This is a genomic window from Yersinia sp. 2553 StPb PI (assembly GCF_052217105.1).
GTDB classification, from domain to species: domain Bacteria; phylum Pseudomonadota; class Gammaproteobacteria; order Enterobacterales; family Enterobacteriaceae; genus Yersinia; species Yersinia enterocolitica_E.
On record NZ_JAZGPX010000002.1, the window covers coordinates 665,102 to 691,445 of the forward strand.

Genomic DNA, 26,344 nt, shown 5'->3' on the forward strand with positions numbered 1-26,344 from the left:
TTCATGCCATTTAATCGACCCACGTTAAGTGAATTGCGACAACGCAATCAGTCTTATATTCAATCGGAACTGAAAACCGGCGGCAACTTACTGCGTTTCTCCAATATTGGCGTTATCAGTGACGCAGATGCGGGGATGGCACACCTGCACTATGGCTATCTGGATTATATCGCCCAGCAAGCCACGCCATACCATGCCACCGACGAGTACCTTGCGGCTTGGGCGGCACTGAAAGACGTGTTTCGTAAAGCAGCAAATCCGGCTACTGCGACTGACGTTCGCTTTAGTGGGATAGCCGGACGAACTATTCCTGCTGGCCGCTTGCTTAATCGGGCCGACGGCTATCAGTATCGGCTTGATAATGAAGTGAAGATTTCTCCAGATGGCCACGTCCTGGGAGCTATTACTGCCATTTTACCCCGTCCATTAGAGGATGCGACTGGCGGCGGTAGCCGGGGTAACAGTGCGGCTGGCACCCTGCTGACGCTAGATATTGCTATTGATGGTGTTCAGGCCACCGCCACGGCACTGAGTAAAATTTCCGGCGGTGCGGATATTGAATCTGAGGATGCATTTCGTTCCCGTATGCTATTGGCTTACCAGAATATCCCGCAAGGTGGTAATGATACCGACTATCAATCTTGGGCATTAAGGGTACCGGGAGTGACCCGTTGTTGGGTAAAACGGCGGCTGATGGGGGCAGGGACTGTCGGGGTTTATATTATGTGCGATGACAACGACCACGACGGTTTTCCGCAAGGTAGCGACGGTATTTCATCTCTGGAATCATGGGGTGCGGTAAAAGCCACTGGTGATCAACAGCGGGTGGCAGATAATATTTATCCACAGCAACCGATCATCGCGCTGGTCTATGTTTGTGCGCCAGTTGCACAACCCATTGATTTTATTATTAGTGGGATATCGCATGCCGACAGTGCTACCACGACCGCCATCAATGCCGCTATCGATGAGGTGTTTTTCAGCGAAGGTGAACCCGGTGGCAAAATCTTGTGGTCATCACTATTACTGGCAATTGGTGAGATCCCGGGAACCGGGGGCTTTATTATGCAATCTCCGGCGGCCAATATTGAGTTACAAACTGGCAAACTCCCCATTAGGGGTACGGTGAGCTACCTATGAGTCGCTACTCTGTCAGTGAATATACCACCGCTTTGCAAGCATTAATGCCGATGGGATTAGTCTGGCCACGGCGACCGGATGGTGTGCAGACTGATGTCTTGCGGGCGCTGGCGAATGCGTATCAGCGTAGCGATGAAGATGCGCAAGATTTGCTGTCTGCGGCATTCCCGGCAACGGCGACGGCTATGTTACCTGAGTGGGAAGCCACTGTGGGGCTACCGGATCTATGTGCCATTGGTGAAGTAGACAGCATGATCCAGCGCCAGCGGGCAGTGGTGTCGAAATTGTTTGGCATCGGCGGCCAGTCTGCGGCCTATTTTATCCGTGTGGCCAAGGCATTGGGTTACTCCATTGCTATCACCCAATACCGACAAGCATGCGCAGGTATGTCGGTATGTCGTGATGCATTGAACGGTGACGAGTGGCCATTCACGTGGTTGATTACTGCACCCGAAACCACGCTTCATTATGCTCAATGTGGCCTCACTTATTGCAATGATCCGCTGCGGTCATGGGGAAATAAACAACTTGAATGCCGGTTTGCGGTGTTAAATCCGTCTCATAGCATTCTGAAGTTTGGCTACGTTAGCTAACTAATCAATTTCTATTAATTTAAAACGCCTTAATTGGTGAGGTATTACTATGCAAAAAATTGGAGATATTCCTAATTCACGCGCCGACAATAATGGCGAATTTACCGACGGCAATGTCGCCGGCGGCGTTCCCCCAACGATATTACCGGCTGAATGGTTTAACACCTTACAGCGGGAATTAATGAGTGTTCTTTCTGCCGCGAATATTGATGCTGACAGTGAGAAGTTTGATCAGGTGGCGACTGCTGTCTCTAAATTAATTACTGATGGTGGATTTTTAAAAACAGCCAATAACCTTGTGGAAATTAAAAATGCGGGGGCGGCAGCCGTTGCAAGTACTCTCTTAAACCTTGGTTTGGGCGATGCAGCCCATCTGCCCCAATTAACGGGCGTTGTTGGCACATCACGCAATGCAAAAATGAGTGTTACAGCCGCATCGTCAACGGCCACTTTCACGGCAGATGAATTAATTGTTCAATCCGCCTTGGGAGGGTTGCAATACAAACTGAGCGGGTTTAGCAATACAATTAACCTGGCTACTACTGGCGCTGGCGGGATGAATACAGGCACCGCGCCTGTCAGTGGGTTCGTTGCTTTATATGCGATTTACAACCCGACAACTCAAGTGTCAGCCTTGTTTGCTGTTAACGCGACATCAGTGACCGCGCCAGAAATTTGCGGTGTAACAATGCCGGCCGGATACGTTGCATCAGCATTGCTGGCTGTTGTACCCACCGATGCATCATCGCGCTTTAATCCTGTAATAGTTCAGGGGCGGCATGTCTCAATTCAATACACAGCCATGTACGGTACTACATCAAATGTTGCAAGCTCTCCGATCAGTGTGGGTGGGGTAATCCCAAGAAATGCAATCAGCGTGTCTGGCTCGATTACAATGTCATCAACTACTGCGGGGCCAATTTCAGCAGACATAAGCGGAGCTGGCGCGATCGGTAATCAACGCATTGCTAATTATATGAATGCAACAGAAAGCCACACATCAAACTTCAGTGAAGTCCCTATTATCACACCTATCACAGTTACACTTGCGGTTAGCAGTAGCACCAGTACTTTCAGTTGTTATTTTTATGCTGCGGGGTATTCAATATGAAACATGTAAACATAGTTGATGGGATTGTTGTGGCTGAGTTTTCATGCCCGCAAGATAAAAAAGAATGGCCCAATATTGTAGCAGTTGAAGATGATGATCCGCGCTACATTGAGTTCATCGAATTGCCTTATAGCGCGAGATTAGATGAGTAATCATTACTGTTATCAAGCCGGGCTTAATAGCCCGGCCTATTCATATTGACTCTACTGAGTAACAGCTATGAGTTCAGTTCTCAGCCACAACTGGCTCGTTAGCGACCCCATTTCATGTTAAATTCGCTATCTTGGGCCATTGCGTTGCATAAGTGACTTGATTACAGGCGAATCACGGGAATCTAGGTATCAGTATGTTTACATATAAAGAAATATCAGCGCTGAACGAACTGGAATTGATCGTTTATAATTACATCATAAAAAACACTGATAAAGTGATGTATATGACCATCAGAGAACTGGCTGATGCAGCGGGTGTTTCTACTACCACGGTTTTACGATTCTGCAAAAAAATGAATTGTGATGGTTATTCTGAATTCCGGGTGCGGTTTAAATTATATGTAGAGCATGACGAAAAACCACCGGTTAGTTTTGGTATCAGTGAGATAATTAGCTATTTTAAAAGTATTAATAATAGCGAGTTTGATGACTTATTGGATATGGCTGCGGCACAAATAGCCGCCACGCGCCGAATTATTTTTGTGGGTATAGGAACCTCTGGGGCGTTAGGGAAATACAGCGCGCGTTTCTTCTCGAATATTGGCAAGTTTAGTACTTATATTGACGATCCCTATTATCCTATCAACAGCGATATGTATCAGGATGCTATTGCTATCATATTTTCCGTCTCGGGTGAAACCGAAGAGATTATCCGTATTGCTAATCAGTTCAGTTTACATAATTGTAAAATAATCAGCCTGACAAACAGTGATAACTCAACGCTGGCCAAAATGGCCGACCTTAATATCTCCTATCATATGCCACCTATTGTATTGGAAGGGCATTATAATATTACCACTCAAATTCCAGTATTATATATAATAGAAACTATTGGTAAAAAACTCCCGCAATTAATTAATAAAAAAGCACCATAAAACACTGTGTTTTTTGAGTGTAACATATTCCAATTCACGATTTTTGTTATATCGTGACTTCTCTTTTCTTTTTGCTAGAATCCAATCTCAACCGGCTACGAATATTAATAATAAGCCAATAACGCTCTGTTTATCTTACGCTCAGTACCCGCGACAGGAGATTAATAATGGCAATAGATTACGCACTGACCGCTCAGGAAATTATCCAATATATTGGCGGTGATAATAATGTGATTAATGTCACACATTGTGCGACCCGTTTACGGTTTATATTGAAAGACAATAAAATTGTCGACAAAGAACGTTTAAATCGTGTTAAAGGGGTCATCACCGTTATTGAAGCGGGTGGGCAAATGCAAGTGGTGATCGGTAATCATGTCGGCGATGCTTATAAACATGTCATCAGCTTGATTAATGTCGATGAAAGTGCCCCGGTTGCTGCACCCAAGGTCGGTATTGTTAGCCGTTTGATGGATATTATCTCCAGCATCTTCGCCCCATTCCTTTACCCGTTAGCCGCCTGCGGTATTTTACAGGGGATTATTTCATTTCTTGCCGCCATTGGCTGGATGGATGCGGCGAGCGGCACCTACCGTATTCTGAATTTTGTTTCCTGGACCGGTTTTACCTTCCTGCCCGTGCTGGTGGCCTTTACCGCTGCCAAAAAATTTAATGTTAATCCTTTCACCGCAGTCATTACCGCTTGTGCCCTGATCAGTCCTGATTATATGAATATGCTGACAGCCAATAAAATTACTACGCTGAATTCGGCCGATCCAGCCGTTCAGCAGCTAATGCAAGAAGCACTGAATAATCCGCAAGTGGCCCATATTTTAAACACTATCGCTGGTATTCCCTTATCATCGCCAACCTTGGATTTCTTCGGTATTCCCGTGCAATACCTGAGCTATACCGCCTCGGTTATTCCGATTATTTTGATGGTATGGGCCATGTCTTACGTGCAGCGCTTCTTTGAGCGGATCCTGCCAATGGTGGTGCGCAATCTATTCACCCCAATGTTCTGTATTGCCATCATGGTGCCACTAACGTTATTGGTGTTCGGCCCGGTGGGTAATCTGATCGGCGGTGCGATTGGTGGTGTTTATAACTCTCTTTATAACCTTAGCCCGGCAGTGGCTGGGTTTATGGTCGGCGCTTTCTGGCAGCCGCTGGTCACACTGGGTGTGCATTGGGGGATCACGCCTGTTACCGTTGGTAACTATGCGACGCTGGGTTATGACACCTTTACTGGCTTACAAGCTTCCGCTGTCTTTGCCATGGCGGGCACCATGTTTGGCGTTTACTTAAAAACCCGCAATAGTGAGATGAAGGGTATTTCACTGTCGGCCGGTATCACCGCGTTGTTCGGTATTACCGAACCGGCAATTTATGGTGTGGCACTACGCCTAAAAAAACCGTTCTTATGCAGTTGTGCTGCTGGCGGAATTGGCGGTGCTATCGCAGGGGCATCTAATGCGGTGTCATGGAGTTACTGCTTACCGGGTATTGCGGTATTACCGGTCTTTTTCAAAGAGGGCCATATGGCGCAGTTCCTTGGTTTCTTGCTGTCGATCACGGTAGCGTTCGTGTTGGGCGCACTTTTCACTTGGTTGGTTGGGTTTACTGATGAGCCTGAAAGTGTGCAACAGCAAAACAGCGCTAAAGCATCTGGCGCGCCGATTACTCAGGCGCAAATGAATCGGGGTTAACCGTTTAAATATTCAGGTGGGCCATCCCGCCATTGATTTTCATTTCAAGGGCCTACAGTTGCCCACAGTATTAAGGGAGAAAATAATGAGCCACAAACAATTACCGAAAGATTTCTTATGGGGCGGCGCAGTTGCAGCACACCAGGTTGAAGGCGGCTGGGATAAAGACGGCAAGGGTGTGAGTATCGCCGATGTATTGTCGGGTGGTGCGCATGGAATTGACCGGGTGATGACTGATGGCGTACAGGACGGCTACCGTTATCCTAACCATGAAGCGGTTGATTTTTATGGCCATTACAAACAAGACATTGCGCTGTTTGCTGAGATGGGCTTCAAATGTTTCCGTACTTCTATTGCCTGGACGCGTATCTTCCCGAATGGCGATGAGCAGCAACCCAATGAGGCCGGGTTACAATTTTACGATGATATGTTTGATGAGTTACTGAAACACGGTATCGAACCGGTCATTACTTTATCTCATTTCGAAATGCCCTGGCATCTGGTGAAAGAATACGGTGGTTGGAAAAACCGTCAGGTGGTCGATTTCTTCGTGAAGTTCAGTGAAGTGGTGATGGCGCGTTATAAAAGCAAAGTTAAATACTGGATGACCTTTAACGAGATCAATAATCAGCGCAACTGGAAGTATCCGTTATTTGGTTATTGCTGTTCGGGCGTAGTGTTTACTGAGCAAGAAAATCCAGAGGAAACGCTGTACCAAGTGCTGCATCATCAGTTTGTTGCCAGTGCTAAGGTCGTCAAGCTTGGTCATGCCATTAATCCTGAGTTCAAAATTGGTTGTATGGTGGCGATGGTGCCGTTGTATCCATTCTCCTGCCATCCTGATGACATGATGTATTCAGTAGAAGCTATGCGTGAGCGTTATCTGTTTGGTGACGTCCATATGCGCGGTTACTATCCTTCCTATATTCTAAATGAGTGGGAACGTCGCGGATTCACCATCAAAATGGAAGAGGGTGATCTTGATACTCTGCGTGATGGCTGTGCTGATTATATGGGGCTGAGTTATTACATGAGTAATGCCGTTTCTGCTACTAACCCTGGCAGCGGTAATTCACTTTCTGGCTTTGAAGGCAGCGTGCCAAATCCACACGTTAAAGCGTCAGACTGGGGATGGCAGATTGACCCTGTCGGCTTACGTTATTCACTGAGCGTATTGTACGAGCGCTATCAAAAGCCGCTGTTTATTGTTGAAAATGGTTTTGGCGCGATCGACAAAGTGGCTGCCGACGGTATGGTCCACGATGATTACCGCATTGCTTACCTCAAAGCCCACATTGAGCAAATGAAAAAAGCGGTATTTGAAGATGGTGTTGATTTAATGGGCTATACCCCATGGGGCTGTATTGATTGTGTATCATTCACTACGGGTGAATATAGCAAACGTTATGGCTTTATCTACGTGGATAAAAATGATGATGGCACTGGTACTATGGCGCGTTCACGCAAATTAAGTTTTGACTGGTATAAGCAAGTGATTGCCAGCAATGGTGAAGTGCTCTAAACCCGCGATAACCCCGTAATGTTGGAAAGGCTGATTATAATTTTGGCCTTTCCATTAATTTCCCCTCGCCCCATTTTACCCATCACTTCAGGTGAACAAACGCAGTTTGTTACATTTCTGGTTGATTAAAAAATATATTTAAATTCAGTTAATTAGAGCTTATTCCTCCTGTCTGTAGGATGTGGCTGACATATCCTTAAAAAAAGCTGGGTTATTCTCTTACCCTAAGCGATAACATCATTCTTTGCATGGGATATTCGTCAGGGTTAATTCAGTTTTTTTGTGTAAAAAGGATTAGAAATGAAAGGGCAGTTATTAGTTGCAGCGCTGTTGGCCGCCAGTTTTTCAGTCTGTGCGGCGGAACATGCTCATTGGGGATATGAAGGTCAGGAAGATCCTGCCCATTGGGGAAAGCTCTCACCGGATTTCTCACTGTGCGAAACAGGTAAAAATCAGTCGCCGGTTAATATTCACGGAGCATTGAAAACCCATCACAGTCAACTCGAGTTGGCTTTCCAACCAGGTAAACAGCAAATCGTGAATAACGGCCATACGATTCAGGTGAATGTCAGCACTGGCAATACCCTGAAACTGGACGGCGATACTTTCACATTACAGCAATTCCATTTCCATACCCCAAGTGAAAATGAGATTGATGGCAAACAGTTTCCGTTAGAAGCTCATTTTGTTTATAAAGATAAAGATGGGGCACTGGCTGTGCTCGCACTCATGTTCCAGCAGGGGGATGCAAATCCACAACTGGCACAGGCTTGGCAGCAAATGCCAACGGCGATTGACCAAATGGCGATATTAAATAAGCCTCTTGATATCAAAGCATTGCTACCCAAAAAGTTTGATTTTTATCGCTTTAGTGGCTCACTAACCACACCACCTTGCTCTGAAGGTGTCAGTTGGATGGTGCTTGAGCAGCCTGCGAGCGCTTCTGCTGAACAAATTAATCAATTCCGCTCTGTGGTTCATCATACGAATAATCGCCCTGTACAGCCACTTAATGGCCGAGTCATTATCGATTAAAACTACGTATGAGTCGCACTATCCTGTCTTCTGGCAGGTAGTGCGCGTGGCTTTTTGCCGTCTGGTTATTTTACACCATAGCCACATCAGTCAAATCCCACAAACAAAAAAACCAACCCTAACGGATTGGTTTTCTTAAGGTATTTTGGTCGGCATGAGAGGATTTGAACCTCCGACCCCCGACACCCCATGACGGTGCGCTACCAAGCTGCGCTACATGCCGATGCTATGACGGTTATACTACATTTTACCGTTATTAATGCAAGACTTGGCAAAACGTTCGCTTGTTTTTTGAGCGCACCAATGCCTGTTTTTAGAGCTAGTTCGCAATAAAACGTTTTATATCCGTCAACACTTGCAGCAGTAATGGAAGCTGAGGCTTTTCATTTTTGATTTCATTGCCTTGCTCATCATAGGTGCGGTATTCACCGTTATTATCTAATACAACGGTTTGTGTTGGCGTAGTAATAACTAACATGCCATTGTCACCGGTTGCCACCCAGTTATTATTGCGCTGTGCGGCGAATAAATCTTCCCCTTGCGAATAATCCTCAGGCGCTGTTTTGACGTGTAACAAACGTTGCATTAGCGTTGTCATGATATCTTCATGGTTGGTCAGTTTATTCACGGCCTGCGCTGGCGTGCCTGGCCAATGAACCACTAATGGCACTTGCAGTTGTTGGCGATTAAAGCTGCTGCTTGCACCCCAGGTATCATTGCCGCTGTCATTAAATTCAACACCATGGGCTGCAGTAATAATAACTACGGTTTTATCGAGCTGACCGCGCTGTTTCAGCGTATCCAGAATAGTCGCAATCTGTTGATCTACATCTTTTGCGCCTGCCTGGTAGTGACGGATAAAGTCAGTCGGTAACGCAACCTTCTGCCCGATTACCGGGTCTTGTGCTTCAACTGCCCCGTTGAGGTTAATGTATGAGAACCATGGTGCATTATTGTTGAGCGTGGACAGCCATTGCTGCCACTGTGCCGTGGTTTCGCTATCCGGTTGCACTGCGGGAGTTGGTAATGTGAAATCAGCTAACAGTGCCTGGCGGTAGAGTGGTGACTCAAAACCATCGGATGAGAACAGACCAAACTGATAACCCTGCGCGCTTAATGCTGTAACAAACGCTGAGGGTTCGCGCGCGGAGAGAATACCGTCTAAATAAGTAGGCGAAATGCCATAAAACAGGCCAAATAAGCCCGTATCCTGACGGTTGCCTGAACTGTAGTGGCTGTCAAACTGAATGTTGGAACGGCCAAATTCGGCCAGGGTAGGCATGTCTTTTTGCAGGCTACTGGCACGAATACCATCAACCACAATAAGCAACAAATTATAACCACTGCCTTTATCGCTGAAGGTAATTGGGTTGAGTGGATATTCAACCGCCAGTGCATCTGGATTACCTTGTTCCACCAAGCGACGCTGATATTCCTGCTGATCGAGCAGGCCGTGTTTCTCAAGGAACTTACGGGCGGTCATCGGGTAAGAGAGTGGCAGGTTTGCGCGTTGCATACTGATTGGGCGATAAAAATTGGCATCGGCCCAAATATAAATCAGATGAGAGGCAAAGAACGCAGAAATAAACACCGCCACCAACGGCTTAACAAAGCGTTGCCGGTTAAGGCTGCGTAGTTTTTGCCAGGCCCAAGTGCCGAAAAGCATCTCGACCAGGAAAATGACAGGCACGGCAATAAACATTAATTGCCAATCACGCGCCAGCTCGGTCTGGTCTGGGTTAACCACCAATTCCCATACCACCGAGTTAAGGTGTAAATGGAAACGGGTGAAAACTTCGGTATCAACCAACAGCAGAGTCAGGCCGGCAGTGGCAAAGGCGGCGGAAAGGAAACGGAGTAGTCGCTGCGACATCACCACAAAGGTGAGTGGGAAGATCACCAACAAATAAGCAGCAAAAACGATAAAACTAAAGTGCCCGAGCCAACTGACGAGGGCATAGATACGGCCAACCAGCGATGAGGGCCAATCGGAGACAAACAGATAGCGGCTACCCAGCACCAGGCTAAACAGGATATTAAACAGGGCGAACCAGTGCCCCCAGCTGATCATCTGGGAGACTTTTTCACGATAGCGCTGACGATTTGTCACCATATTGAGATTGCAGTCTTGGCCGATAAATTAATGAGCTTTATCTTCACTTATCGAAGCTTGAAGAGCTTCAGCGAAAGAACGTGCCAATACTTTGCGCTGCGCTGGGGCCACGCTAGTATTGATCAAATTTGTTACCATATTCCCCAACACCATCAAAGAAAGATTGGTGGGAGTACGGTTTTTTTCCATTACGCTGACCAATTCTGACAGCAGTTTTTCGACTTGTTCGTCGCTATAACGGGATGATTGTGCCATAAAAAGTGTGCTCAATACCTGACAAAGTCCCACATCTTACCGTATAGAGACACGCTTTTCCGCTATTTTATAGCATTAAGAATCATTAGCCATTAATTGAGGGGCGCGAATGCTTTAGGGTTGCAGCTCTCAGGCATCAGTGATTGAATACGCCCCTAGCCAAAAGGAGTATTTATCATGAGTCTGGATATTGACCAGATAGCCTTACATCAGCTTATCAAGCGTGATGAACAAACGCTTGATGTGGTGTTGCGCGATTCTCTGTTACCTGCCAATGCTGTAGTTGAAGAAATGATGGCCGAACTGCATCGTGTTTACAGCGCCAAAAGCAAAGCTTACGGGCTGTTTAATGAGCAGAGCGAGCTGGCTGAAGCGCTGAAACGAAGCCGTAAGGGTGATGAAGACTTCCTCAGTTTTAGCCGTGCTGCCACCGGGCGTTTACGTGATGAGTTAGCCAAATATCCGTTTGCCGAAGGCGGTGTGGTGCTGTTTTGCCAATATCGTTATCTGGCGGTGGAGTATCTGCTTATCTCGGTACTGAGCAGTTGTAATAGTATGCGAGTGAATGAGCAACTTGATCTCAGTACCACTCATTATCTCGATATTAACCGTGCTGATATTGTCGCCCGTATCGATTTAACCGAATGGGAAAATAATCCAGAATCCACGCGTTACCTTACGTTCTTGAAAGGGCGGGTAGGGCGCAAAGTGTCCGACTTCTTTATGGATTTCCTCTCTGCAGCAGAGGGGCTGGACACCAAAGCACAAAATCGGGGCTTATTACAGGCGGTTGATGATTACTGCGCGGATGCTGAACTTGGCAAAAATGAGCGCCAGGCATACCGTCAGCAGGTTTATAGCTATTGTAATGAGCAGTTACAAGCCGGTGAAGAGATTGCGTTGCAGGCGCTTTCTCAAGAGCTACCAACGCTGGGTGAGAAAGATTTTCAGCAATTCTCGGCTGAACAGGGTTATGCGTTAGAAGAGAGTTTCCCAGCAGATCGCGGTACTTTGCGCCAGTTAACCAAATTTGCTGGCAGTGGGGGTGGGTTGAGTATCAATTTTGATGCATTGTTGCTGGGTGAGCGTATTTTTTGGGATGCCGCGACAGATACGTTGACTATTAAAGGCACTCCACCCAATCTGCGTGATCAGTTACAGCGTAATTCAGGCAAAAAGTAACGGTTACCACCGTGACGATAGCCAATAAAAAACGCCGCATAAGCGGCGTTTTTTATTTCGGCGTCCCGAATATCGAAAGCGACGCGATTAAACGCGAACGAAGTCGATATGAGTCAGTTTTGGCTTGAAAGCGTGACGCTGAACAGCCTGTACTTTAACTTTGGTTTCTTTACCGTCAACAACCAGAGTCAGTACGGAATCATAAAAGCCCGGTTTCAATTCAAGGTTCTTGGTGGTGTCATGGTCAAGAGCAATAGAGATAGCTGCTTCAGAACCACCGTAAATGATTGCCGGAAATTTATTTGCTGCACGCAGGCGGCGGCTCGCACCCTTACCCTGGTCGTTACGTACTTCTACATTGATAGTGGTCATTTTGTTTTCTCTTAAAGAAAATTTACCCTGCTACAGGCGACCCAGCAACAGGTTCGATACTCGGCTTTGATTGGGTAAACCCAGAGCAAAGCGGGCGGCATTCTAGCGAAATATCGACCAGACAGCAAATAAAACTGCGAAAATCTCAGGCTAAATGCGGCTCAGGCAAGGGAGTCAGCCCGCCGGAAACGGCCCTGATAATCAAATATCTTTTCTCTAATTTGCCACCATTGCCCACGACGGCGGGCCACGACAAAATCGGGATAACGTAACAGGGCTTGTTGCGCGATGATATCGGCCGCCGTTTGCCATTTCAGCGCCACACCGGGTGCCCGTTGGTGTGGACGCAGGAAAATTTGTTCAAATGCCATACGTTGCGCGGCGGTGGTTAAGCGAAAACGTTCGCTGGTATTAGTGCCGTCTTCGTCGTAGTAGGTGATTTTCAGCCACTCACCCTTTGCGTCATGGCCCGTCTCCAGACTCATACCGCCACAACGCAGCACCAGGGCATCTTTTAATTTTAACGCGGCTTTCAGCATATCATCGGGATCGACCAGAACCTCCTGGCACTGGTGACAAAGGCGGGCGGCAATGTCATTTTCCGCCCCACAATGCGGGCAGCACTTAAAGCGAAAGCGATAATCACATTGCGCCCGCACGCCTTGTTGGTCCTCAAACCACCCCTGACAGCGGCGACCATAGTGTTCAATAATGTCACCCGACTCGGTACATTTTCCCCAGAAGATATTGGCAAAGCCGCAATCTGGGCAAAATACCTGAACCGGCTGACTGCCACTATGCGGCTTGCTGGTACCCACTTCAGGGGTAAAAAGGTCATGGGGATTGCCAGCGTAATCCAGAATCAGGCAATCTTCTTTACCCGGTGATAACCGCAAACCTCGGCCGACTATCTGTTGATACAAACTGACCGATTCCGTGGGGCGAAGAATGGCAATCAGATCAACATGGGGGGCATCAAAGCCAGTGGTTAACACCGCCACATTAACCAAATAGCGCAGTTGCTGCTGCTTAAAGGCAGTGATTAACGCATCGCGCTCATTAGGCGGGGTAGTGGCGCTCACCAGTGCAGCCTCGTCTTTTGGCAGCAAGCCATACACCTCTTTGGCGTGTTCAACTGTCGCGGCAAAAATCATTACCCCGCGACGTTGAGCGGCATATTCAATTATCTGGTTAACAATATGCGGAGTAATTCGTTGCTGCTGCTTAAGTTCACGGTCTAAATCTGCTTCTCGGAACAGGCCGCTACTGTTGCTGGTCAGGCGACTGAAATCATACTGTACCACGGGCATATCCAACCGCTCTGGGGGGACCAGAAAACCGTGCTTGATCATGTAGCGCAAGGGTAATTCATAAATACAATCGCGAAAAAGGGACTTTTCATCACCACGGGTAATACCGTGATAATGGAATTGATAAATCCAGCCTTTTCCCAATCGGTAAGGTGTGGCGGTCAATCCCAGCAAGCGCAGTCGGGGGTTGGTGGTACGTAAATGCTGAATAATTTGCTGATACTGGCTGTCATCGTCATCACTGATACGATGGCATTCATCAATAATCAGTAGTGAAAAGGCACTATCAAACAGGGGCAGGTTTCGTGCCACTGACTGCACACTGCCAAACACTACTTTTCCTGCGCTTTGGCGTTGCTGCAAGCCAGCGGCGAAAATATCAGCCTCTAAATCGTAGGCGCAATATTTGGCGTGATTCTGTGCTACCAACTCTTTGACATGAGCCAGCACCAGAACGCGCCCGCGAGCCAGTTTCGCCAATTCGGCGATCACCAGACTTTTGCCTGCCCCGGTGGGTAGAACAATCAACGCAGGCTCACTGTGGCGGCGAAAATGGGCAAGAGTGGCATCGACAGCCTCTTGCTGATAGGGGCGCAGTGTAAATGCCATTAGTGCACCAGCCCGATGGTTTTCAACCCATTCTCCCCGCAACCCTTTTCCGCGCGTATGCGTGACATTTCTCTCTCTTTATAATGAAAAACTTTTGACTATTATGCCTGTCGGAGGCTGTTGGCGCGAGGCCCCAAGTTAGCACTGATGGGGTGGCGTGATAGACGCGGCGCACTCTGGGGGTAAGTTGTTTCTCAATAACAACTTTTTACGTAACTGTTCCTAGGATGATATGGCAACCGCCGCTATACTGATGAATCTGGTAGGCAGCAAATGATTTTCTCCCAACTGCTTCATTCATTTCACACCGTATCATGAGCATCCTGCTGTCGTTGGCGGGTGTGATTGCGGGTATCGTGCCCGTCAGCGGTACGACAAGACAACAGGCAAAGTAGATTCAATGCGATTGGACAAGTTTTTATCTCAGCAATTAGGTGTCAGCCGGGCGTTAGTCGCGCGCGAGCTGCGGGCAAAACGAGTCACTATTGATGGCGAAGTGGTCAAAAGTGGTGCGATTAAGCTGACACCGGAACAAGACGTGAGATTTGATGGCAACCCATTACAACAAACCGTTGGCCCACGTTATTTCATGCTGAACAAACCGCAGGGTTATGTGTGTTCGACAGAAGACCCAGATCACCCGACCGTGCTGTATTTCCTTGATGAGCCAGTGGCATACAAACTCCATGCCGCCGGGCGTTTGGACATCGATACCACCGGATTGGTACTGATGACCGACGATGGTCAGTGGTCGCATCGGATCACCTCACCGCGCCATCATTGTGAAAAGACCTATCTGGTGACGCTGGAACACCCATTGGCTGATGATACCGCGCAACAATTTACTGATGGTGTACAGTTGCATAATGAAAAATCTCTCACCAAACCGGCTCAACTTGAGGTTATAGAGCCTCAGTTGGTGCGTTTAACCCTCAGTGAAGGGCGTTATCATCAGGTAAAACGGATGTTCGCGGCGGTGGGAAATCGGGTTATAGAGCTGCATCGTGAGCGAATTGGCGACATTAAACTTGATGACGATTTGGCGCCAGGCGAGTACCGCCCGTTAACCACAGAAGAGATTGCCAGTGTCGGCGCGCCTCATCTGTAATTGATTTTCTATTACAGCGCGGGCTGTCTTGCCGTTGATATTACACTAAATAATTCGAGTTGCAGGAAGGCGGCAAGCGATAGAGTCCCGATGAGTTGACGGGAGTCAATGATTCGGGTGAAAGAGCGTAGCCAACGCACATGCGGCTTGAAGTATGACGGGTATAACCCGCGGTAGGTTATTGAAGGAGTTGTTGAACGTGCATGCCAGTACCCAAAATGAAGAGAAGAACCGGACATCCCACGTTGGCTTGATCTTTATCCTCGGTTTGTTATCGATGCTGATGCCTTTGGCAATTGATATGTATCTGCCGAGTATGCCGATTATTGCACAGGAGTTTGGCGTAGAGAGTGGTGCGGTGCAGATGACTCTAAGCGCCTATGTGCTGGGGTTTGCCATCGGACAAATGTTCTATGGGCCAATGGCTGATAGCCTCGGGCGCAAGCCGGTTATCTTTTGGGGTACGCTAATATTTGCGCTCGCGGGTATGGCTTGTGCCATGGCGCAATCAATCGAACAACTGATTAACTTGCGTTTCCTGCATGGTTTGTCTGCCGCCGCCGCGAGTGTGGTGATTAATGCATTGATGCGCGATATGTTCACTAAAGATGACTTCTCTCGCATGATGTCTTTTGTAGTGTTGGTGATGACCATCGCACCCTTGCTGGCACCGATTATCGGTGGTGCATTGTTGGTATGGTTTAGCTGGCACGCCATCTTCTGGACCATGGCGGGTGCTGCATTGGTCGGCGCGATTTTGGTTGCACTGTTTATTAAAGAAAGCTTGCCGCGAGAGAAACGGCAACGATTCCATTTGCGCACCACTATTGGCAATTTTGCCACGTTATTCCGCCATAAGCGGGTACTGAGCTATATGTTAGCGAGCGGTTTCTCTTTTGCTGGGATGTTCTCATTCCTCAGTGCCGGTCCCTTTGTTTATATCGATTTAAACGGCGTTTCTCCACAAAACTTTGGCTATTATTTTGCGCTGAATATTGTCTTCTTGTTCTTGATGACCTTGATTAATAGCCGCAATGTACGCCGCTTCGGAGCGCTTAAAATGTTCCGATTTGGCATGCTAGTGCAATTTGTTATGGGGATCTGGTTGCTGGTGGTTTGCGCCACTGGGATGGGGTTCTGGGCGTTGGTATTGGGTGTAGCGGCTTATGTCGGTTGCATCGCCATGATCACCTCGAATGCGATGGCGGTTATTTTGGATGATTTCCCACATATGGCCGGTACTGCGTCTTCTCTGGCAGGGACCCTACGCTTTGGTATTGGTGCGGTGGTAGGAACGCTGTTGTCGATGGCGCCATCCCGCAGTGCCTGGCCAATGGTAAGCTCAATGGCATTTTGTATAATTGTGGCCATGTTGTTGTATCTTTATGCCAGTCGCCCACATAAGGATGCGGTGAAATAACTATCGTCGTAATAACTATCGCCGTAATCCTTATCAAGGCTAAGTTGCTGGGGCTTATCAGTTAATGGTTATTGCAAGAAGGTGAGGGGGCGTCTTAGGGCGTTCCCTTCACTGACATTATTTATCCTCAATGTACTCATTATTTATTTATTCAATTATTTTCCTCGTCGACTCATTTATTCCCGTCAATATCGCCCGAATTGCCACTTAAAAATGCGCGGTTCTTGCGTTCAATCAATATAATAAGCATGCATATCATTATTTATTGCATAGTTATGATTGGCACCATATTGTTAACTTTTTGAGCGAACATATAAAAAATCGCAAATTGTTATTGAAGCGTTTTTATCAGATATTTCTGTCAGTCGAATAGTTACGTATGTTAGTAAATTTATATATTTATCAATTGATTAATTTCATTTTGAGCTATAGAGATAACATGTGATTGTTCATCAAATGTAAAAATTTCGCGAGCAATAAGTAATGGGTTTGCAAGAAAAATGGTTGAGATGGTCGCCATAAAGGTATAAATATAACGAAAAATGGGATCTAAATCTCAAACCGGTGGTTTCAGTCTGGATATGCAGGGCTGACACACGATTAAAAAAACAACACAAAAATGGCTTTGTTGGTTTTAAGTTTCTAAATTGTTATCAATGTTGTGTTTTGATGAGGGGTGAATCAGGCACAATGCCAACTTAGCGGCTATAACTTTAGTGAGTGTGAGTCATTGTGGTGCTTTTGTAATTTTTGAGTTTTTATTTTTACTAGGAAAAACACGTGAATAATATCCAACTTTCGGTAGTACATCGTCTGCCGCAAAGTTACCGTTGGTTATCAGGTTTTATCGGGGTCAAAGTTGAACCGATACCACTGACGGCGATAGACGATAGCAATAATGATCTTATGGGGCTGAAGTTACTCAGCCACGATGGCAGCCATGCGCAGATTATCATGCAGCGGCTCCACCTCTCTCTACAAGAGATACAAGTGGATTCCGCGATAGTCGAATGGGAAGGCGAGCCTTGTCTATTTGTTCACACTCAGGATGAGAGTGCTACTATGTGTCGCCTGAAAGATGTCGGTGTCGCCATTGCCGAAACCCTGACCGCCTTGTACCCCTTCTAATTAGCTATTGCGCGTTGGTCGGTGTCATGGCGCTTGGGTATGCCCCGCACCAGACCTCAATCTGACGTATCCGCAAATTGTAGCAACTGCTGTGTATACTGCTGCTGGGGCGCGGCAAATATGGCCTGACAGTCACCTTGTTCTACTACCTCGCCTTGTCTTAATACAATCACCTGATGGCAGAGTGATCGCACTACCTGTAAGTCATGACTGATAAACAGATAGCTGAGCTGATAACGCTGCTGAAGGGATTTCAGCAAAGCCAGAATTTGGGCCTGTACCGACTTATCCAATGAAGAGGTCGGTTCATCAAGAATCAGTAACTGCGGTTGCAAGATCAACGCACGGGCAATGGCAATGCGCTGGCGCTGGCCACCAGAAAACTCGGTTGGATAACGATAACGGGTGACCGGATCTAATCCCACTTCTTCCATCGCTTTAATCACCCGTTGTTCACGATGTACCGCACTGAGTCTTTGATGAACTTCCAGCCCTTCGGCGATTATCTGCTGCACATTCAGGCGTGGGTTTAGCGCTGAGTAGGGATCCTGGAATACCACCTGAATTCGGCTGCGATAGGGCAGCATCTGTTTAGGGGTAAACTTGTGTAATGGCTGCCCGCTAAACCAAATCTCACCTTTTGAGGGTAACAAGCGCAGCAATGCCAGCCCTGAGGTGCTTTTCCCTGAGCCTGATTCACCCACCAAACCAAGGCTCTCACCGGGATTCAGGGTGAAATTAAGATCGTGCAAAGCATAATGGTAATCAACGGTACGTCGTAATAAACCACGTTTAATAGGAAACGCCACCTGTAGACCTTTTACTTCAAGCAGGGGTTTTAGACCCGGCGTGAGGGGCTGTGGGTCACCTTGTGGTTCGGCGTCTAATAATTGGCGGGTGTAGGGGTGCTGTGGGGTACTAAACAGCGCCTGACGGCCATTCTGCTCCACCTTGCGGCCTTCGCGCATCACTGCCACGTTATCCGCCAACCGGCGCACGATATTCAGGTTATGGGTGATAAATAGCAAGCTCATGCCCATCTCTTGCTTTAACTCTTTCAGCAAACTCAAAATCTGGGCTTGCACCGAAACATCCAGCGCAGTGGTAGGTTCATCGGCAATCAGTAATTTAGGTTGGGTCAATACCGCCATCGCAATCATCACCCGCTGGCGTTCTCCGCCGGAAAGTTGATGAGGGAAATCGCCCAAACGCCCTTTGGCATTACGAATACCTACCCGGTCGAGACATTGAATAATCTCAACTCTGGCCGCCTCCCGGCGCATACCGCGGTGCAGTGACAACACTTCTGCCAACTGTTTTTCAATGGTATGCAGTGGGTTGAGTGACACCATAGGTTCTTGGAAAATCATTGAAATCTGATTGCCGCGCACTTTTCGCAGCGTCGGTTCATCGGCATGCAGCAGAGATTGCCCGGCAAACAGAATATCACCGCCCGGGTAGACCACCGGTGGTGAAGGCAGTAAACGCAATATTGATAAAGCGGTGACACTCTTGCCCGAACCCGATTCCCCGACCAGTGCCAGTGTCTCACCGGCATTGATTTGCAATGACAGCTCGCTGACCACCTCGCGATCAATATTCGCCTGGCGAAATGCAACACTGAGATTTTGAATATCCAGAAGTGGTGAAGTCGCCATATCAGTACACCTTACTTGGGTCAAAGGCGTCACGTACTGCTTCGCCGATAAAGATCAACAGAGATAACAGCACTGCCAATACCAGGAATGCGGTGATGCCAAGCCAGGGAGCCTGAAGGTTATTTTTACCTTCTAATAACAGACCGCCTAATGACGGTGACCCCATCGGCAGGCCAAAACCGAGAAAATCCAGTGAGGTTAGTGTGGTTATCGAACCGCACAGGATAAAGGGCAGGAAGGTTAGTGTTGCCACCATGGCATTGGGCAACATATGGCGCGACATAATGACTCGATCACCTACTCCCATAGCTCGTGCTGCACGGATATAGTCATAATTTCGGGTACGTAGAAATTCTGCTCGCACCACACCCACTAATCCCATCCAGCCAAACAGCACGGTGATGGCTAACAGCCACCAGAAGTTGGGTTGGACGATGCTGGACAGTAGAATCACTAAAAATAGTGTCGGCATCCCCGACCACACCTCGATAAATCGTTGCCCCCACAAGTCAATTTTGCCGCCGTAATAACCTTGTACCGCGCCAGCACAGATACCAATTACGCTGGAGAACAGGGTTAATGTCAGGCCGAATAACAGCGAGATACGGAAACCATAGATGACTTTGGCTAAGACATCGCCGCCAGTACTGTCGGTGCCCAGCAAGTTGGTCCGGCTAGGTGGCGAAGGGAAAGGGACATCAGTCGCAAAATTGATGGTGTTATTGCTAAAACGTATGGGTGCCCAGATGGCCCAGCCATTGTCATTAATCCGGCCAATCACATAAGGGTCTTGATAATCTGCCGCCGTGGTTAAAATCCCACCAAAAGTGGATTCGCTGTAATTAACCATAAAAGGCATATAAATTCGGCCCTGATAGTTCACCAGCAGCGGTTTGTCATTGGCGATCAGTTCGGCAAACAGACTGATAATAAACAGTGTCAGGAAGATCCACAGTGACCAGTAGCCACGGCGATTATTGCGAAAACGCGCCCAGCGGGCCTGATTAATAGCACTTAGCCGTATCATTATTGGCGGCCCTCAAAATCAATCCGTGGATCAACCAGGGTGTAGGTGATATCACTGAGGATATTCAGCAGTAAACCAATCAGGGTGAAAATATAAAGAGTGCCAAACATTACTGGGTAATCACGCTGCAAAGTGGCGTCATAACCCAATAGCCCTAAACCATTGAGTGAAAACATCACTTCAATCAACAGCGACCCGGTGAAAAACATGCTGATAAAGGTGGCAGGGAAGCCAGCGATAACCAACAACATGGCGTTGCGAAAGACATGGCGATACAGAATTTTTTCTTCGGGTAACCCTTTAGCGCGCGCAGTCACCACATATTGCTTGCGGATTTCGTCAAGGAACGAGTTCTTGGTCAGCATCGTCAGCGTGGCGAAGCCGCCAATGACGGTAGCCAATACCGGTAAAGTGATATGCCACAAATAGTCGGTTATTTTGCCGTACCACGGCAGGGTATCAAAGTTACTGGAAACCAGCCCCCGTAGTGGGAATAGATCGAAATAACTGCCGCCGGAAAACAACACCACCAGTAAAATCGCAAACAGAAACGAAGGAATGGCATACCCGATTATAATGAGAGTACTGCTCCAGGTATCAAAAGCTGATCCATTGCGCACCGCCTTTTTAATGCCTAATGGAATAGAAACCAGATAAATAATCAGCGTGCTCCATAGCCCAAGTGAAATAGAGACCGGCAGGCTATGTTTCACTAACGACATTACCGATTCACCCCGGAACAGGCTGTCGCCAAAATCAAAGCGGACATAGCTCCATAGCATATCGAAATAGCGCTGGTGCAGCGGCTTGTCAAAACCAAAGCGTTGTTTGATTTCGGCAATAACTTCTGGGTCTAACCCGCGTGAACCGCGATAGTTGCTATCACCCACTTGTGCCGCATTGAGGCCGACTTTAGCCCCCCCCAGCCCACCATCACCGCCACCGGCGGTAAATCCACTGGAGTGACCCAATTCAATATTGGCAATCGCCTGATCAACTGGCCCACCCGGTGCAATTTGCACAATAAAAAAGTTGATGGTAATGATTGCCCACAGCGTGGGAATAACCAGCAATAGTCGCCGTAATAGATATCCACCCACAGCAGCCCCCTAGTGACGTTCTGTTGGCAGACGAGCTGCCTTGTTGACATCAAACCACCAGCTATCAAACCCAAGCGAATAGGTGGGGCGGTCTGCCGGCATCGAGAATTTATCCCAATAGGCAAAGCGGGCATGGTTGGAGTACCACATCGGAATCATCAGATAGTTCCAGGTCAATACCCTATCAAGTGCCCGGCCAAGGGACTGTAATGCCTCTGGCTGATCCTGATGTTTGATAATCTCTGCGATCAATTGGTCAATAGCCGGATCTTTAATCCCGGAGGAGTTATAACTGGAATCGATATAAGCCGAGCTCCACCAAATTTGCAGATTTGGGCTAGGGTAGGGGAAGGCACTGTAAACCGTCGGGATCATATCGTAATCCCGACTGCGCAGGCGGTTAACAAACTGGGAGCTGTCAACCTCGCGGATATTCATGGTAATGCCCAAACGCTGCAAATTATGTTTAAACGGTTGAACATATTGGAAGTTACTGCCACTGAGTAACAGCAATTCAAAAACAAAAGGCTTACCGGTTTTGCTGTTAACCAATTGCTGATTTTTCACTTCCCAGCCTGCTTCGCTAAGCAATTCCCGTGCTTTTAACAGATTATCCCGTGAGTCGCCGCTACCATCAGTTTGTGGCGGCTGATAAATCTGTGTGAACACCTCTGGTGGTACTTTGCCCTTCAACGGACCCAGCCAAGCCAGTTCGGCACTATCTGGATAACCTTTTGCCGCATATTCAGTATTTTGGAAGAAACTATTGGTGCGTTGATAACTATTGAAATAGAAGGCTTTATTCATCCAGTCAAAGTCAAAAGCTAACGTCAGTGCCTGGCGAACTCGTCGATCGCTAAAAATCGGGCGCTGAACGTTAAATGCCAGCCATCGGGTATTTTGTGCTGAGTTGTCGACAATATCCTGCTTGGCGATATAATTTTTCGCAAAATTACCCCCGACATATTGTGTCGCCCAACTCTTCGGTGAGGTTTCCTCACGGAAATCGAATGCACCGGCTTTAAAGGCTTCCAATGCGACTTTATCATCCAGATAGTAGTCGTAGCGGATGGTATCAAAATTATATTGGCCACGGTTAACCGGCAGATTGGCTGCCCAGTAATCTCTCACCCGTTCATAGGTAATAAACTGGCCCATCTTATATTTGCCGATGCGATAAGGGCCGCTGCCAACGGGGGGCTTGCTCAGCGGATCACTCAGTTTATGGTTTTGCCAGAAATGAGCAGGCATCACCGGTAAGCCAAACAAACCTAACATTTTATCTTTATTCGGTTCCGGGAATTCAAAACGCATTGTCAGCCGGGAAATGGCTTTTACCTGTACGCCTTTATAAATAATGCGAAATTGTGGCACACCTTCGGTCATAAATTTATTGAAGGTGAAGGCGACATCCTGTGCGGTAATAGGGGTGTTATCATGAAAACGGGCACGTGGATTTATATCAACTTCAATCCAGTGTAAGTCAGGCGCAAAACGTGCGGACTCGGCAATTAATGGATAGTAGCTGCCAATCTCATCGTCCGAGGTACCAAATAGTGAGTCATACAGCCGTTCAGTGCGTATCGCCGGGTTACCGCGCAATGCATAACGGTTAAAGTTATCAAAGGTACCAATGGCCGATAGCGTGATATCCCCACCCTTCGGGGCGGCTGGATTGACGTAATCAAAATGGCTGAAATCGGATGAATACTTAGGTTCACCCAGTATGGCAAAAGAGACGCCTTCTTTGATGGTTTCAGCCTGTAGGCCAAAACTCAGGGCTGAAAGTACCAAGGCAGCAAATAGGCGTGGCAACATATTGGCGGTAAGCTCCTGCGTTTCATTCTGATAATAATAATCTTAAACGAAATTACCAGTTTGCAGGGGATTAAAGCAAACATTAAGCCAAATAACTTACTCGAATCAGCTCATTCGAGCTGTGTATGCGCAGTCAGGCCGCAACGTCAATTACTTTGAATATGTTTTTTTGTTACTATTTTTTATTATAAAATATGACGAGATCTTTAACAGATAATGGTTTGCTGAGTAAGTAACCTTGTAAGTAGTTTACGCCATGATGTGCCAAATACTGGAGCTGTTGCTCTGTTTCAACACCTTCAGCGACGGTTTCAATATTGAGTTTATTTGCCAGCATCAGTACTGCGTCTAATACCGGTGCTGCTACGGTATTAATGCCGATGGTGCTGACAAAACCACGATCAATTTTAATATAATCTAAAGTAAAACGTTCTAAATAGATCAGGGCGCTATGACCGGTACCAAAATCATCGACAGCAATTTGTATCCCCTGAGAACGCAGCCAGGCAAATTGTTTAATAGCGAGCTCTTCTTCAACCATACCACGCTCGGTAATCTCGAATACTGGTGCCAAGATATCCGTATTTAATTGCTTTAACATCTGAGAAACATCTTTGCGGAAGTTATCATCAGCAAGATGGACAGGGGAAATATTAAAGGCCAGTTTAGTCCCAGCCGGAAGGTGGTCTGCTATTAATTCACTGTCTTTGATGATTAACTCAAATAGATGCCGGGTTAATGGCTGAATCAGATGTTGAGCTTCCGCATAGGGAATAAAAAGATCCGGGGATATACGCCCTTCAATAGGATGTTCCCAACGAATAAGCGCTTCAAGGCCAGATAATGAACGATCATGTGAACGAAATACTGGTTGATATTCAACGAAGAATTCGCCGCGTCGAATACCGCGCAAAATTTCAGCTTCAGCACTCTGGCTGGCAATTAAAATATAATAAGCAAGGATTCCAACCAGACCGGCAAGTAATAGCCCTCCTAATAGGGTCATGCGAATGTCATCAGCTGTCAGGCTAGTATGATAAATCAATATTTTAATCGGGTAGCCCGGTAGCTGGATCTCACGAGAGGCGCGTGCCGGTAGCTGGCTGATAGGTAAGACTTTAGAGTCAAAAGTCGTTACCGCTAATTCATCAATAATAATGGCTAAGCCGTTGACTTGATTATCTGAATAATTCAGCAATAAATAAGGGTGTAAGGTTAATTCTAATGTCGCCAATACACCGGTATTGCCGCGCCCAGCTTCACGCAACCACACCCCGACCGCAGGTTTACTGGGCATCATGGGGGTGCCTTGCTGAATTTTAAAGTCCAACGGCTGATGTAAGTTTATTTTAGGATATAGCGCACTGACAGCGACTTGCATATCACCTGTTGCTGAAGAGCAATAAGCGATACTGTCTCTAACCAATAAAAATGCTCTGACACCATTAGTAAATGCAGCCCGATAGTGGAGTGCCGGGCTGGCTTGCTCACAACTTTTGTCACTTAGCGGGATAAGTTGAGACATAGTGGTAGTCAGTTCATTTAGAAACTGGGAGGCGTAGGAGATAATATGATCACTTTGTGTTGTTAATTTACGTTCACTACTGCGATAAAGTAATGACAAAGTAATAATGACAAAGCAAATAAAAAAACAGAGTGCGAGGATGACACTTTTTTTTACAAGATGGCGTCTGGATAAAATATTGCGGGAGAACGCACTGTTTGAACCCATGTTACGCCGCTCCTCAGCATGATCGATAAAGTGTTATGAGTATAAGTTAAGTTAGCAACGCAACGCTACCAGTTTGCCAATGCGCAGGGTTAACAGTAATTAGCCTATCCAATTGAATCTCTATTCAATATAAATAAAAGATGCGGTTTAAATGCATCAAATAACTGAAACAAGCAGCGTTCATTTATACCGATATATTTTTGGCAATATGCTTCGATAAAACAAATCCCCAGCTTATTAACACGACCTATATAATTTTATAAGGATAAATCGTTGGTAGAGATCTCTGATCGCCAGAAAAGTCTCAGCTAAGCGGGAATTATCTTACACAGAAAATTCTTGGATTTCGCGCCCTCCAGCCAAAAAAGGAGGTTTCCTACAAATTGACCGGAAATTGGGCTGGTAGCGGAAGGATAAGGAGGTATGTTCAGACAATAAAAAACGCTGCCAATGGCAGCGTTTTACAGTTTCGTTTGGTATCTCGGACAACAGGAATAAAAATCAGCTAACTGCGCGAACCGCTACTTAGGACACGACGGCCATCGCGATAACGCTTATTCCAATAATCTTCATTTAGGCTCGATATCGTCACACCGACACTGGTCGATGCATGCACAAATTTATCGTTACCTAAGTAGATACCTACATGGCGGCCAGTCGAACCTGCACGGAACAGCACCAAATCACCGGGGCGCAATTTAGTTCGTTGGATTGTTTTGCCAAGATCCTGCTGCTCAGAGGTTGAGCGTGGCAAATCCATACCAAATTGTTCACGGAAAGTGGTTTGTACAAATGCGGAGCAATCAATACCGCGTTTGCTGCTACCGCCTAAACGATAACGAACCCCTTTCCACCCTGCATACTGTTCTAAAATCTTCGACTTGACGTCAACGTTGCGTACCATCGCTTCGAATTCATCCTGAGAGGCTTGCAGTAAAAGCCCATCTTTGTCATTAACTGCACGCATCTCAGTTTGCGCATTATGTAAGTTCGAAGTCTGTGATGAACTACACGCGGATAACATTACCGCTGCTGCAACCGCAGGAATTACCCGCAGAATATATCTCATAATAGGTTGAGACTTGACCATTGTTGTTGTTTTCCCTTGCTGTCCTTACGACGGATGTCGCTACCAAAAAAACCAAACGAATCGAGATTATTGATTGAGATCCGATTAGACAATCACTTAACTGAATAACTGTGCTAGAACGCACAATATTAATCATGCAAGAGGCGAATGACCCAAATCCGAACACAAACGTTTTCGAGATTACCGTAATGATTAATAAAAGGCGAGACCTTTTACATCCATTAT

The 26,344-nt window shown here is 46.9% G+C and carries 22 protein-coding genes and 1 tRNA gene; 12 read left to right on the top strand and 11 right to left on the bottom strand.

Translation table 11 applies throughout. The features are described from left to right. The first annotated feature begins 3 nt into the window (after positions 1 to 3). The 8 genes from V2A84_RS04300 (at position 4) to V2A84_RS04335 (ending at position 8,197) form a co-directional block, all read left to right on the top strand. A complete protein-coding gene (locus V2A84_RS04300) occupies positions 4 to 1,140 on the top strand; it encodes a baseplate J/gp47 family protein (RefSeq protein ID WP_083158338.1) in 1,137 nt (378 codons plus the stop codon). Next, the gene (locus V2A84_RS04305) at positions 1,137 to 1,733 is read left to right on the top strand and encodes a YmfQ family protein (RefSeq protein WP_083158339.1); all 597 of its coding nucleotides are present in this window, start codon (positions 1,137 to 1,139) and stop codon (positions 1,731 to 1,733) included. Before V2A84_RS04300 ends, V2A84_RS04305 begins: the two co-directional genes overlap by 4 nt. 49 nt (positions 1,734 to 1,782) lie before the next feature. Further along, positions 1,783 to 2,844 carry a hypothetical protein gene (locus V2A84_RS04310; protein ID WP_227746527.1) on the top strand — a complete coding sequence of 354 codons (1,062 nt, stop codon included), beginning with the start codon at positions 1,783 to 1,785 and terminating at the stop codon, positions 2,842 to 2,844. After that, entirely contained in the window at positions 2,841 to 2,996 is a 156-nt protein-coding gene (locus V2A84_RS04315) for a hypothetical protein (protein ID WP_193784628.1), read from the top strand. Before V2A84_RS04310 ends, V2A84_RS04315 begins: the two co-directional genes overlap by 4 nt. A 194-nt stretch (positions 2,997 to 3,190) precedes the next feature. After that, positions 3,191 to 3,931 carry a MurR/RpiR family transcriptional regulator gene (locus tag V2A84_RS04320; protein WP_083158340.1) on the top strand — a complete coding sequence of 247 codons (741 nt, stop codon included), beginning with the start codon at positions 3,191 to 3,193 and terminating at the stop codon, positions 3,929 to 3,931. Positions 3,932 to 4,098: 167 nt separating this feature from the next. Next, positions 4,099 to 5,640, top strand: coding sequence for a PTS transporter subunit EIIC (locus V2A84_RS04325; RefSeq protein ID WP_083158341.1), 1,542 nt, complete (start codon positions 4,099 to 4,101; stop codon positions 5,638 to 5,640). An 85-nt stretch (positions 5,641 to 5,725) separates the two neighbouring features. Beyond that, positions 5,726 to 7,162 carry a 6-phospho-beta-glucosidase gene (locus tag V2A84_RS04330; RefSeq protein WP_083158342.1) on the top strand — a complete coding sequence of 479 codons (1,437 nt, stop codon included), beginning with the start codon at positions 5,726 to 5,728 and terminating at the stop codon, positions 7,160 to 7,162. A 300-nt stretch (positions 7,163 to 7,462) separates the two neighbouring features. Continuing rightward, positions 7,463 to 8,197, top strand: coding sequence for a carbonic anhydrase (locus V2A84_RS04335; RefSeq protein WP_083158343.1), 735 nt, complete (start codon positions 7,463 to 7,465; stop codon positions 8,195 to 8,197). Between the two features lie 146 nt (positions 8,198 to 8,343). Here V2A84_RS04335 and V2A84_RS04340 read toward each other — a convergent pair. The 3 genes from V2A84_RS04340 to V2A84_RS04350 form a co-directional block, all read right to left on the bottom strand. Next, positions 8,344 to 8,420, bottom strand: a tRNA-Pro gene (locus V2A84_RS04340). A 96-nt stretch (positions 8,421 to 8,516) separates the two neighbouring features. Further along, complete coding sequence (gene yejM / locus V2A84_RS04345) at positions 8,517 to 10,310, bottom strand: LPS biosynthesis-modulating metalloenzyme YejM (protein WP_083158344.1); 1,794 nt, start codon at positions 10,308 to 10,310, stop codon at positions 8,517 to 8,519. 27 nt (positions 10,311 to 10,337) lie between these two features. After that, positions 10,338 to 10,565 (bottom strand): YejL family protein, encoded by a 228-nt coding sequence (locus V2A84_RS04350; protein WP_372559402.1) that lies wholly within the window; start codon positions 10,563 to 10,565, stop codon positions 10,338 to 10,340. Positions 10,566 to 10,742: 177 nt separating this feature from the next. On the opposite strand from V2A84_RS04350, the gene yejK reads away from it, so the two are divergent. Then, positions 10,743 to 11,747 carry a nucleoid-associated protein YejK gene (gene yejK, locus V2A84_RS04355; RefSeq protein ID WP_083158346.1) on the top strand — a complete coding sequence of 335 codons (1,005 nt, stop codon included), beginning with the start codon at positions 10,743 to 10,745 and terminating at the stop codon, positions 11,745 to 11,747. 87 nt (positions 11,748 to 11,834) lie between these two features. Here yejK and rplY read toward each other — a convergent pair whose 3' ends face one another. Together rplY and V2A84_RS04365 are read right to left on the bottom strand one after the other, a co-directional pair. Next, positions 11,835 to 12,119: a 50S ribosomal protein L25 gene (gene rplY / locus V2A84_RS04360; protein ID WP_004700538.1), complete on the bottom strand. Its 285-nt coding sequence runs from the start codon at positions 12,117 to 12,119 to the stop codon at positions 11,835 to 11,837. A gap of 161 nt (positions 12,120 to 12,280) precedes the next feature. Beyond that, a complete protein-coding gene (locus tag V2A84_RS04365) occupies positions 12,281 to 14,038 on the bottom strand; it encodes a DEAD/DEAH box helicase (protein WP_442848627.1) in 1,758 nt (585 codons plus the stop codon). A gap of 400 nt (positions 14,039 to 14,438) precedes the next feature. Between V2A84_RS04365 and rsuA the strand changes: the two genes are divergently transcribed. From rsuA to V2A84_RS04380, 3 genes are all read left to right on the top strand, one after another. Further along, a complete protein-coding gene (gene rsuA, locus V2A84_RS04370) occupies positions 14,439 to 15,146 on the top strand; it encodes a 16S rRNA pseudouridine(516) synthase RsuA (RefSeq protein WP_083158348.1) in 708 nt (235 codons plus the stop codon). 199 nt (positions 15,147 to 15,345) lie between these two features. Next, a complete protein-coding gene (locus V2A84_RS04375; protein ID WP_083158350.1) occupies positions 15,346 to 16,566 on the top strand; it encodes a Bcr/CflA family multidrug efflux MFS transporter in 1,221 nt (406 codons plus the stop codon). A 780-nt stretch (positions 16,567 to 17,346) separates the two neighbouring features. After that, positions 17,347 to 17,694, top strand: coding sequence for a YejG family protein (locus tag V2A84_RS04380; RefSeq protein WP_083158351.1), 348 nt, complete (start codon positions 17,347 to 17,349; stop codon positions 17,692 to 17,694). A 56-nt stretch (positions 17,695 to 17,750) separates the two neighbouring features. Here V2A84_RS04380 and yejF read toward each other — a convergent pair whose 3' ends face one another. The 6 genes from yejF to mepS all read right to left on the bottom strand — a co-directional run bounded on the left by yejF (position 17,751) and on the right by mepS (position 26,119). Continuing rightward, positions 17,751 to 19,352, bottom strand: a complete 1,602-nt coding sequence (yejF, locus tag V2A84_RS04385; RefSeq protein WP_442848628.1) for a microcin C ABC transporter ATP-binding protein YejF — start codon at positions 19,350 to 19,352, stop codon at positions 17,751 to 17,753. Position 19,353: 1 nt separating this feature from the next. After that, a complete protein-coding gene (locus V2A84_RS04390; protein ID WP_193784629.1) occupies positions 19,354 to 20,379 on the bottom strand; it encodes an ABC transporter permease in 1,026 nt (341 codons plus the stop codon). Beyond that, on the bottom strand, positions 20,379 to 21,479 hold the full coding sequence (locus tag V2A84_RS04395; protein ID WP_083158354.1) for a microcin C ABC transporter permease YejB: 1,101 nt from the start codon (positions 21,477 to 21,479) through the stop codon (positions 20,379 to 20,381). Before V2A84_RS04395 ends, V2A84_RS04390 begins: the two co-directional genes overlap by 1 nt. A gap of 9 nt (positions 21,480 to 21,488) precedes the next feature. Beyond that, positions 21,489 to 23,297 carry an extracellular solute-binding protein gene (locus V2A84_RS04400; protein WP_083158355.1) on the bottom strand — a complete coding sequence of 603 codons (1,809 nt, stop codon included), beginning with the start codon at positions 23,295 to 23,297 and terminating at the stop codon, positions 21,489 to 21,491. Between the two features lie 175 nt (positions 23,298 to 23,472). Then, complete coding sequence (locus V2A84_RS04405) at positions 23,473 to 25,029, bottom strand: cyclic di-GMP phosphodiesterase (protein WP_083158356.1); 1,557 nt, start codon at positions 25,027 to 25,029, stop codon at positions 23,473 to 23,475. Between the two features lie 505 nt (positions 25,030 to 25,534). Continuing rightward, entirely contained in the window at positions 25,535 to 26,119 is a 585-nt protein-coding gene (gene mepS / locus V2A84_RS04410; RefSeq protein WP_083158357.1) for a bifunctional murein DD-endopeptidase/murein LD-carboxypeptidase, read from the bottom strand. Positions 26,120 to 26,344: the final 225 nt, after the last annotated feature.

What these genes read in the sequence shown, in the direction of transcription:
- V2A84_RS04300 (WP_083158338.1), top strand. Translation starts at nt 4, where the DNA reads ATGCCATTTAATCGACCCACGTTAAGTGAATTGCGACAACGCAATCAG.
- V2A84_RS04305 (WP_083158339.1), top strand. Translation starts at nt 1,137, where the DNA reads ATGAGTCGCTACTCTGTCAGTGAATATACCACCGCTTTGCAAGCATTA.
- V2A84_RS04310 (WP_227746527.1), top strand. Translation starts at nt 1,783, where the DNA reads ATGCAAAAAATTGGAGATATTCCTAATTCACGCGCCGACAATAATGGC.
- V2A84_RS04315 (WP_193784628.1), top strand. Translation starts at nt 2,841, where the DNA reads ATGAAACATGTAAACATAGTTGATGGGATTGTTGTGGCTGAGTTTTCA.
- V2A84_RS04320 (WP_083158340.1), top strand. Translation starts at nt 3,191, where the DNA reads ATGTTTACATATAAAGAAATATCAGCGCTGAACGAACTGGAATTGATC.
- V2A84_RS04325 (WP_083158341.1), top strand. Translation starts at nt 4,099, where the DNA reads ATGGCAATAGATTACGCACTGACCGCTCAGGAAATTATCCAATATATT.
- V2A84_RS04330 (WP_083158342.1), top strand. Translation starts at nt 5,726, where the DNA reads ATGAGCCACAAACAATTACCGAAAGATTTCTTATGGGGCGGCGCAGTT.
- V2A84_RS04335 (WP_083158343.1), top strand. Translation starts at nt 7,463, where the DNA reads ATGAAAGGGCAGTTATTAGTTGCAGCGCTGTTGGCCGCCAGTTTTTCA.
- yejM (WP_083158344.1), bottom strand. Translation starts at nt 10,310, where the DNA reads ATGGTGACAAATCGTCAGCGCTATCGTGAAAAAGTCTCCCAGATGATC.
- V2A84_RS04350 (WP_372559402.1), bottom strand. Translation starts at nt 10,565, where the DNA reads ATGGCACAATCATCCCGTTATAGCGACGAACAAGTCGAAAAACTGCTG.
- yejK (WP_083158346.1), top strand. Translation starts at nt 10,743, where the DNA reads ATGAGTCTGGATATTGACCAGATAGCCTTACATCAGCTTATCAAGCGT.
- rplY (WP_004700538.1), bottom strand. Translation starts at nt 12,119, where the DNA reads ATGACCACTATCAATGTAGAAGTACGTAACGACCAGGGTAAGGGTGCG.
- V2A84_RS04365 (WP_442848627.1), bottom strand. Translation starts at nt 14,038, where the DNA reads ATGGCATTTACACTGCGCCCCTATCAGCAAGAGGCTGTCGATGCCACT.
- rsuA (WP_083158348.1), top strand. Translation starts at nt 14,439, where the DNA reads ATGCGATTGGACAAGTTTTTATCTCAGCAATTAGGTGTCAGCCGGGCG.
- yejF (WP_442848628.1), bottom strand. Translation starts at nt 19,352, where the DNA reads ATGGCGACTTCACCACTTCTGGATATTCAAAATCTCAGTGTTGCATTT.
- V2A84_RS04390 (WP_193784629.1), bottom strand. Translation starts at nt 20,379, where the DNA reads ATGATACGGCTAAGTGCTATTAATCAGGCCCGCTGGGCGCGTTTTCGC.
- V2A84_RS04400 (WP_083158355.1), bottom strand. Translation starts at nt 23,297, where the DNA reads ATGTTGCCACGCCTATTTGCTGCCTTGGTACTTTCAGCCCTGAGTTTT.
- V2A84_RS04405 (WP_083158356.1), bottom strand. Translation starts at nt 25,029, where the DNA reads ATGGGTTCAAACAGTGCGTTCTCCCGCAATATTTTATCCAGACGCCAT.
- mepS (WP_083158357.1), bottom strand. Translation starts at nt 26,119, where the DNA reads ATGGTCAAGTCTCAACCTATTATGAGATATATTCTGCGGGTAATTCCT.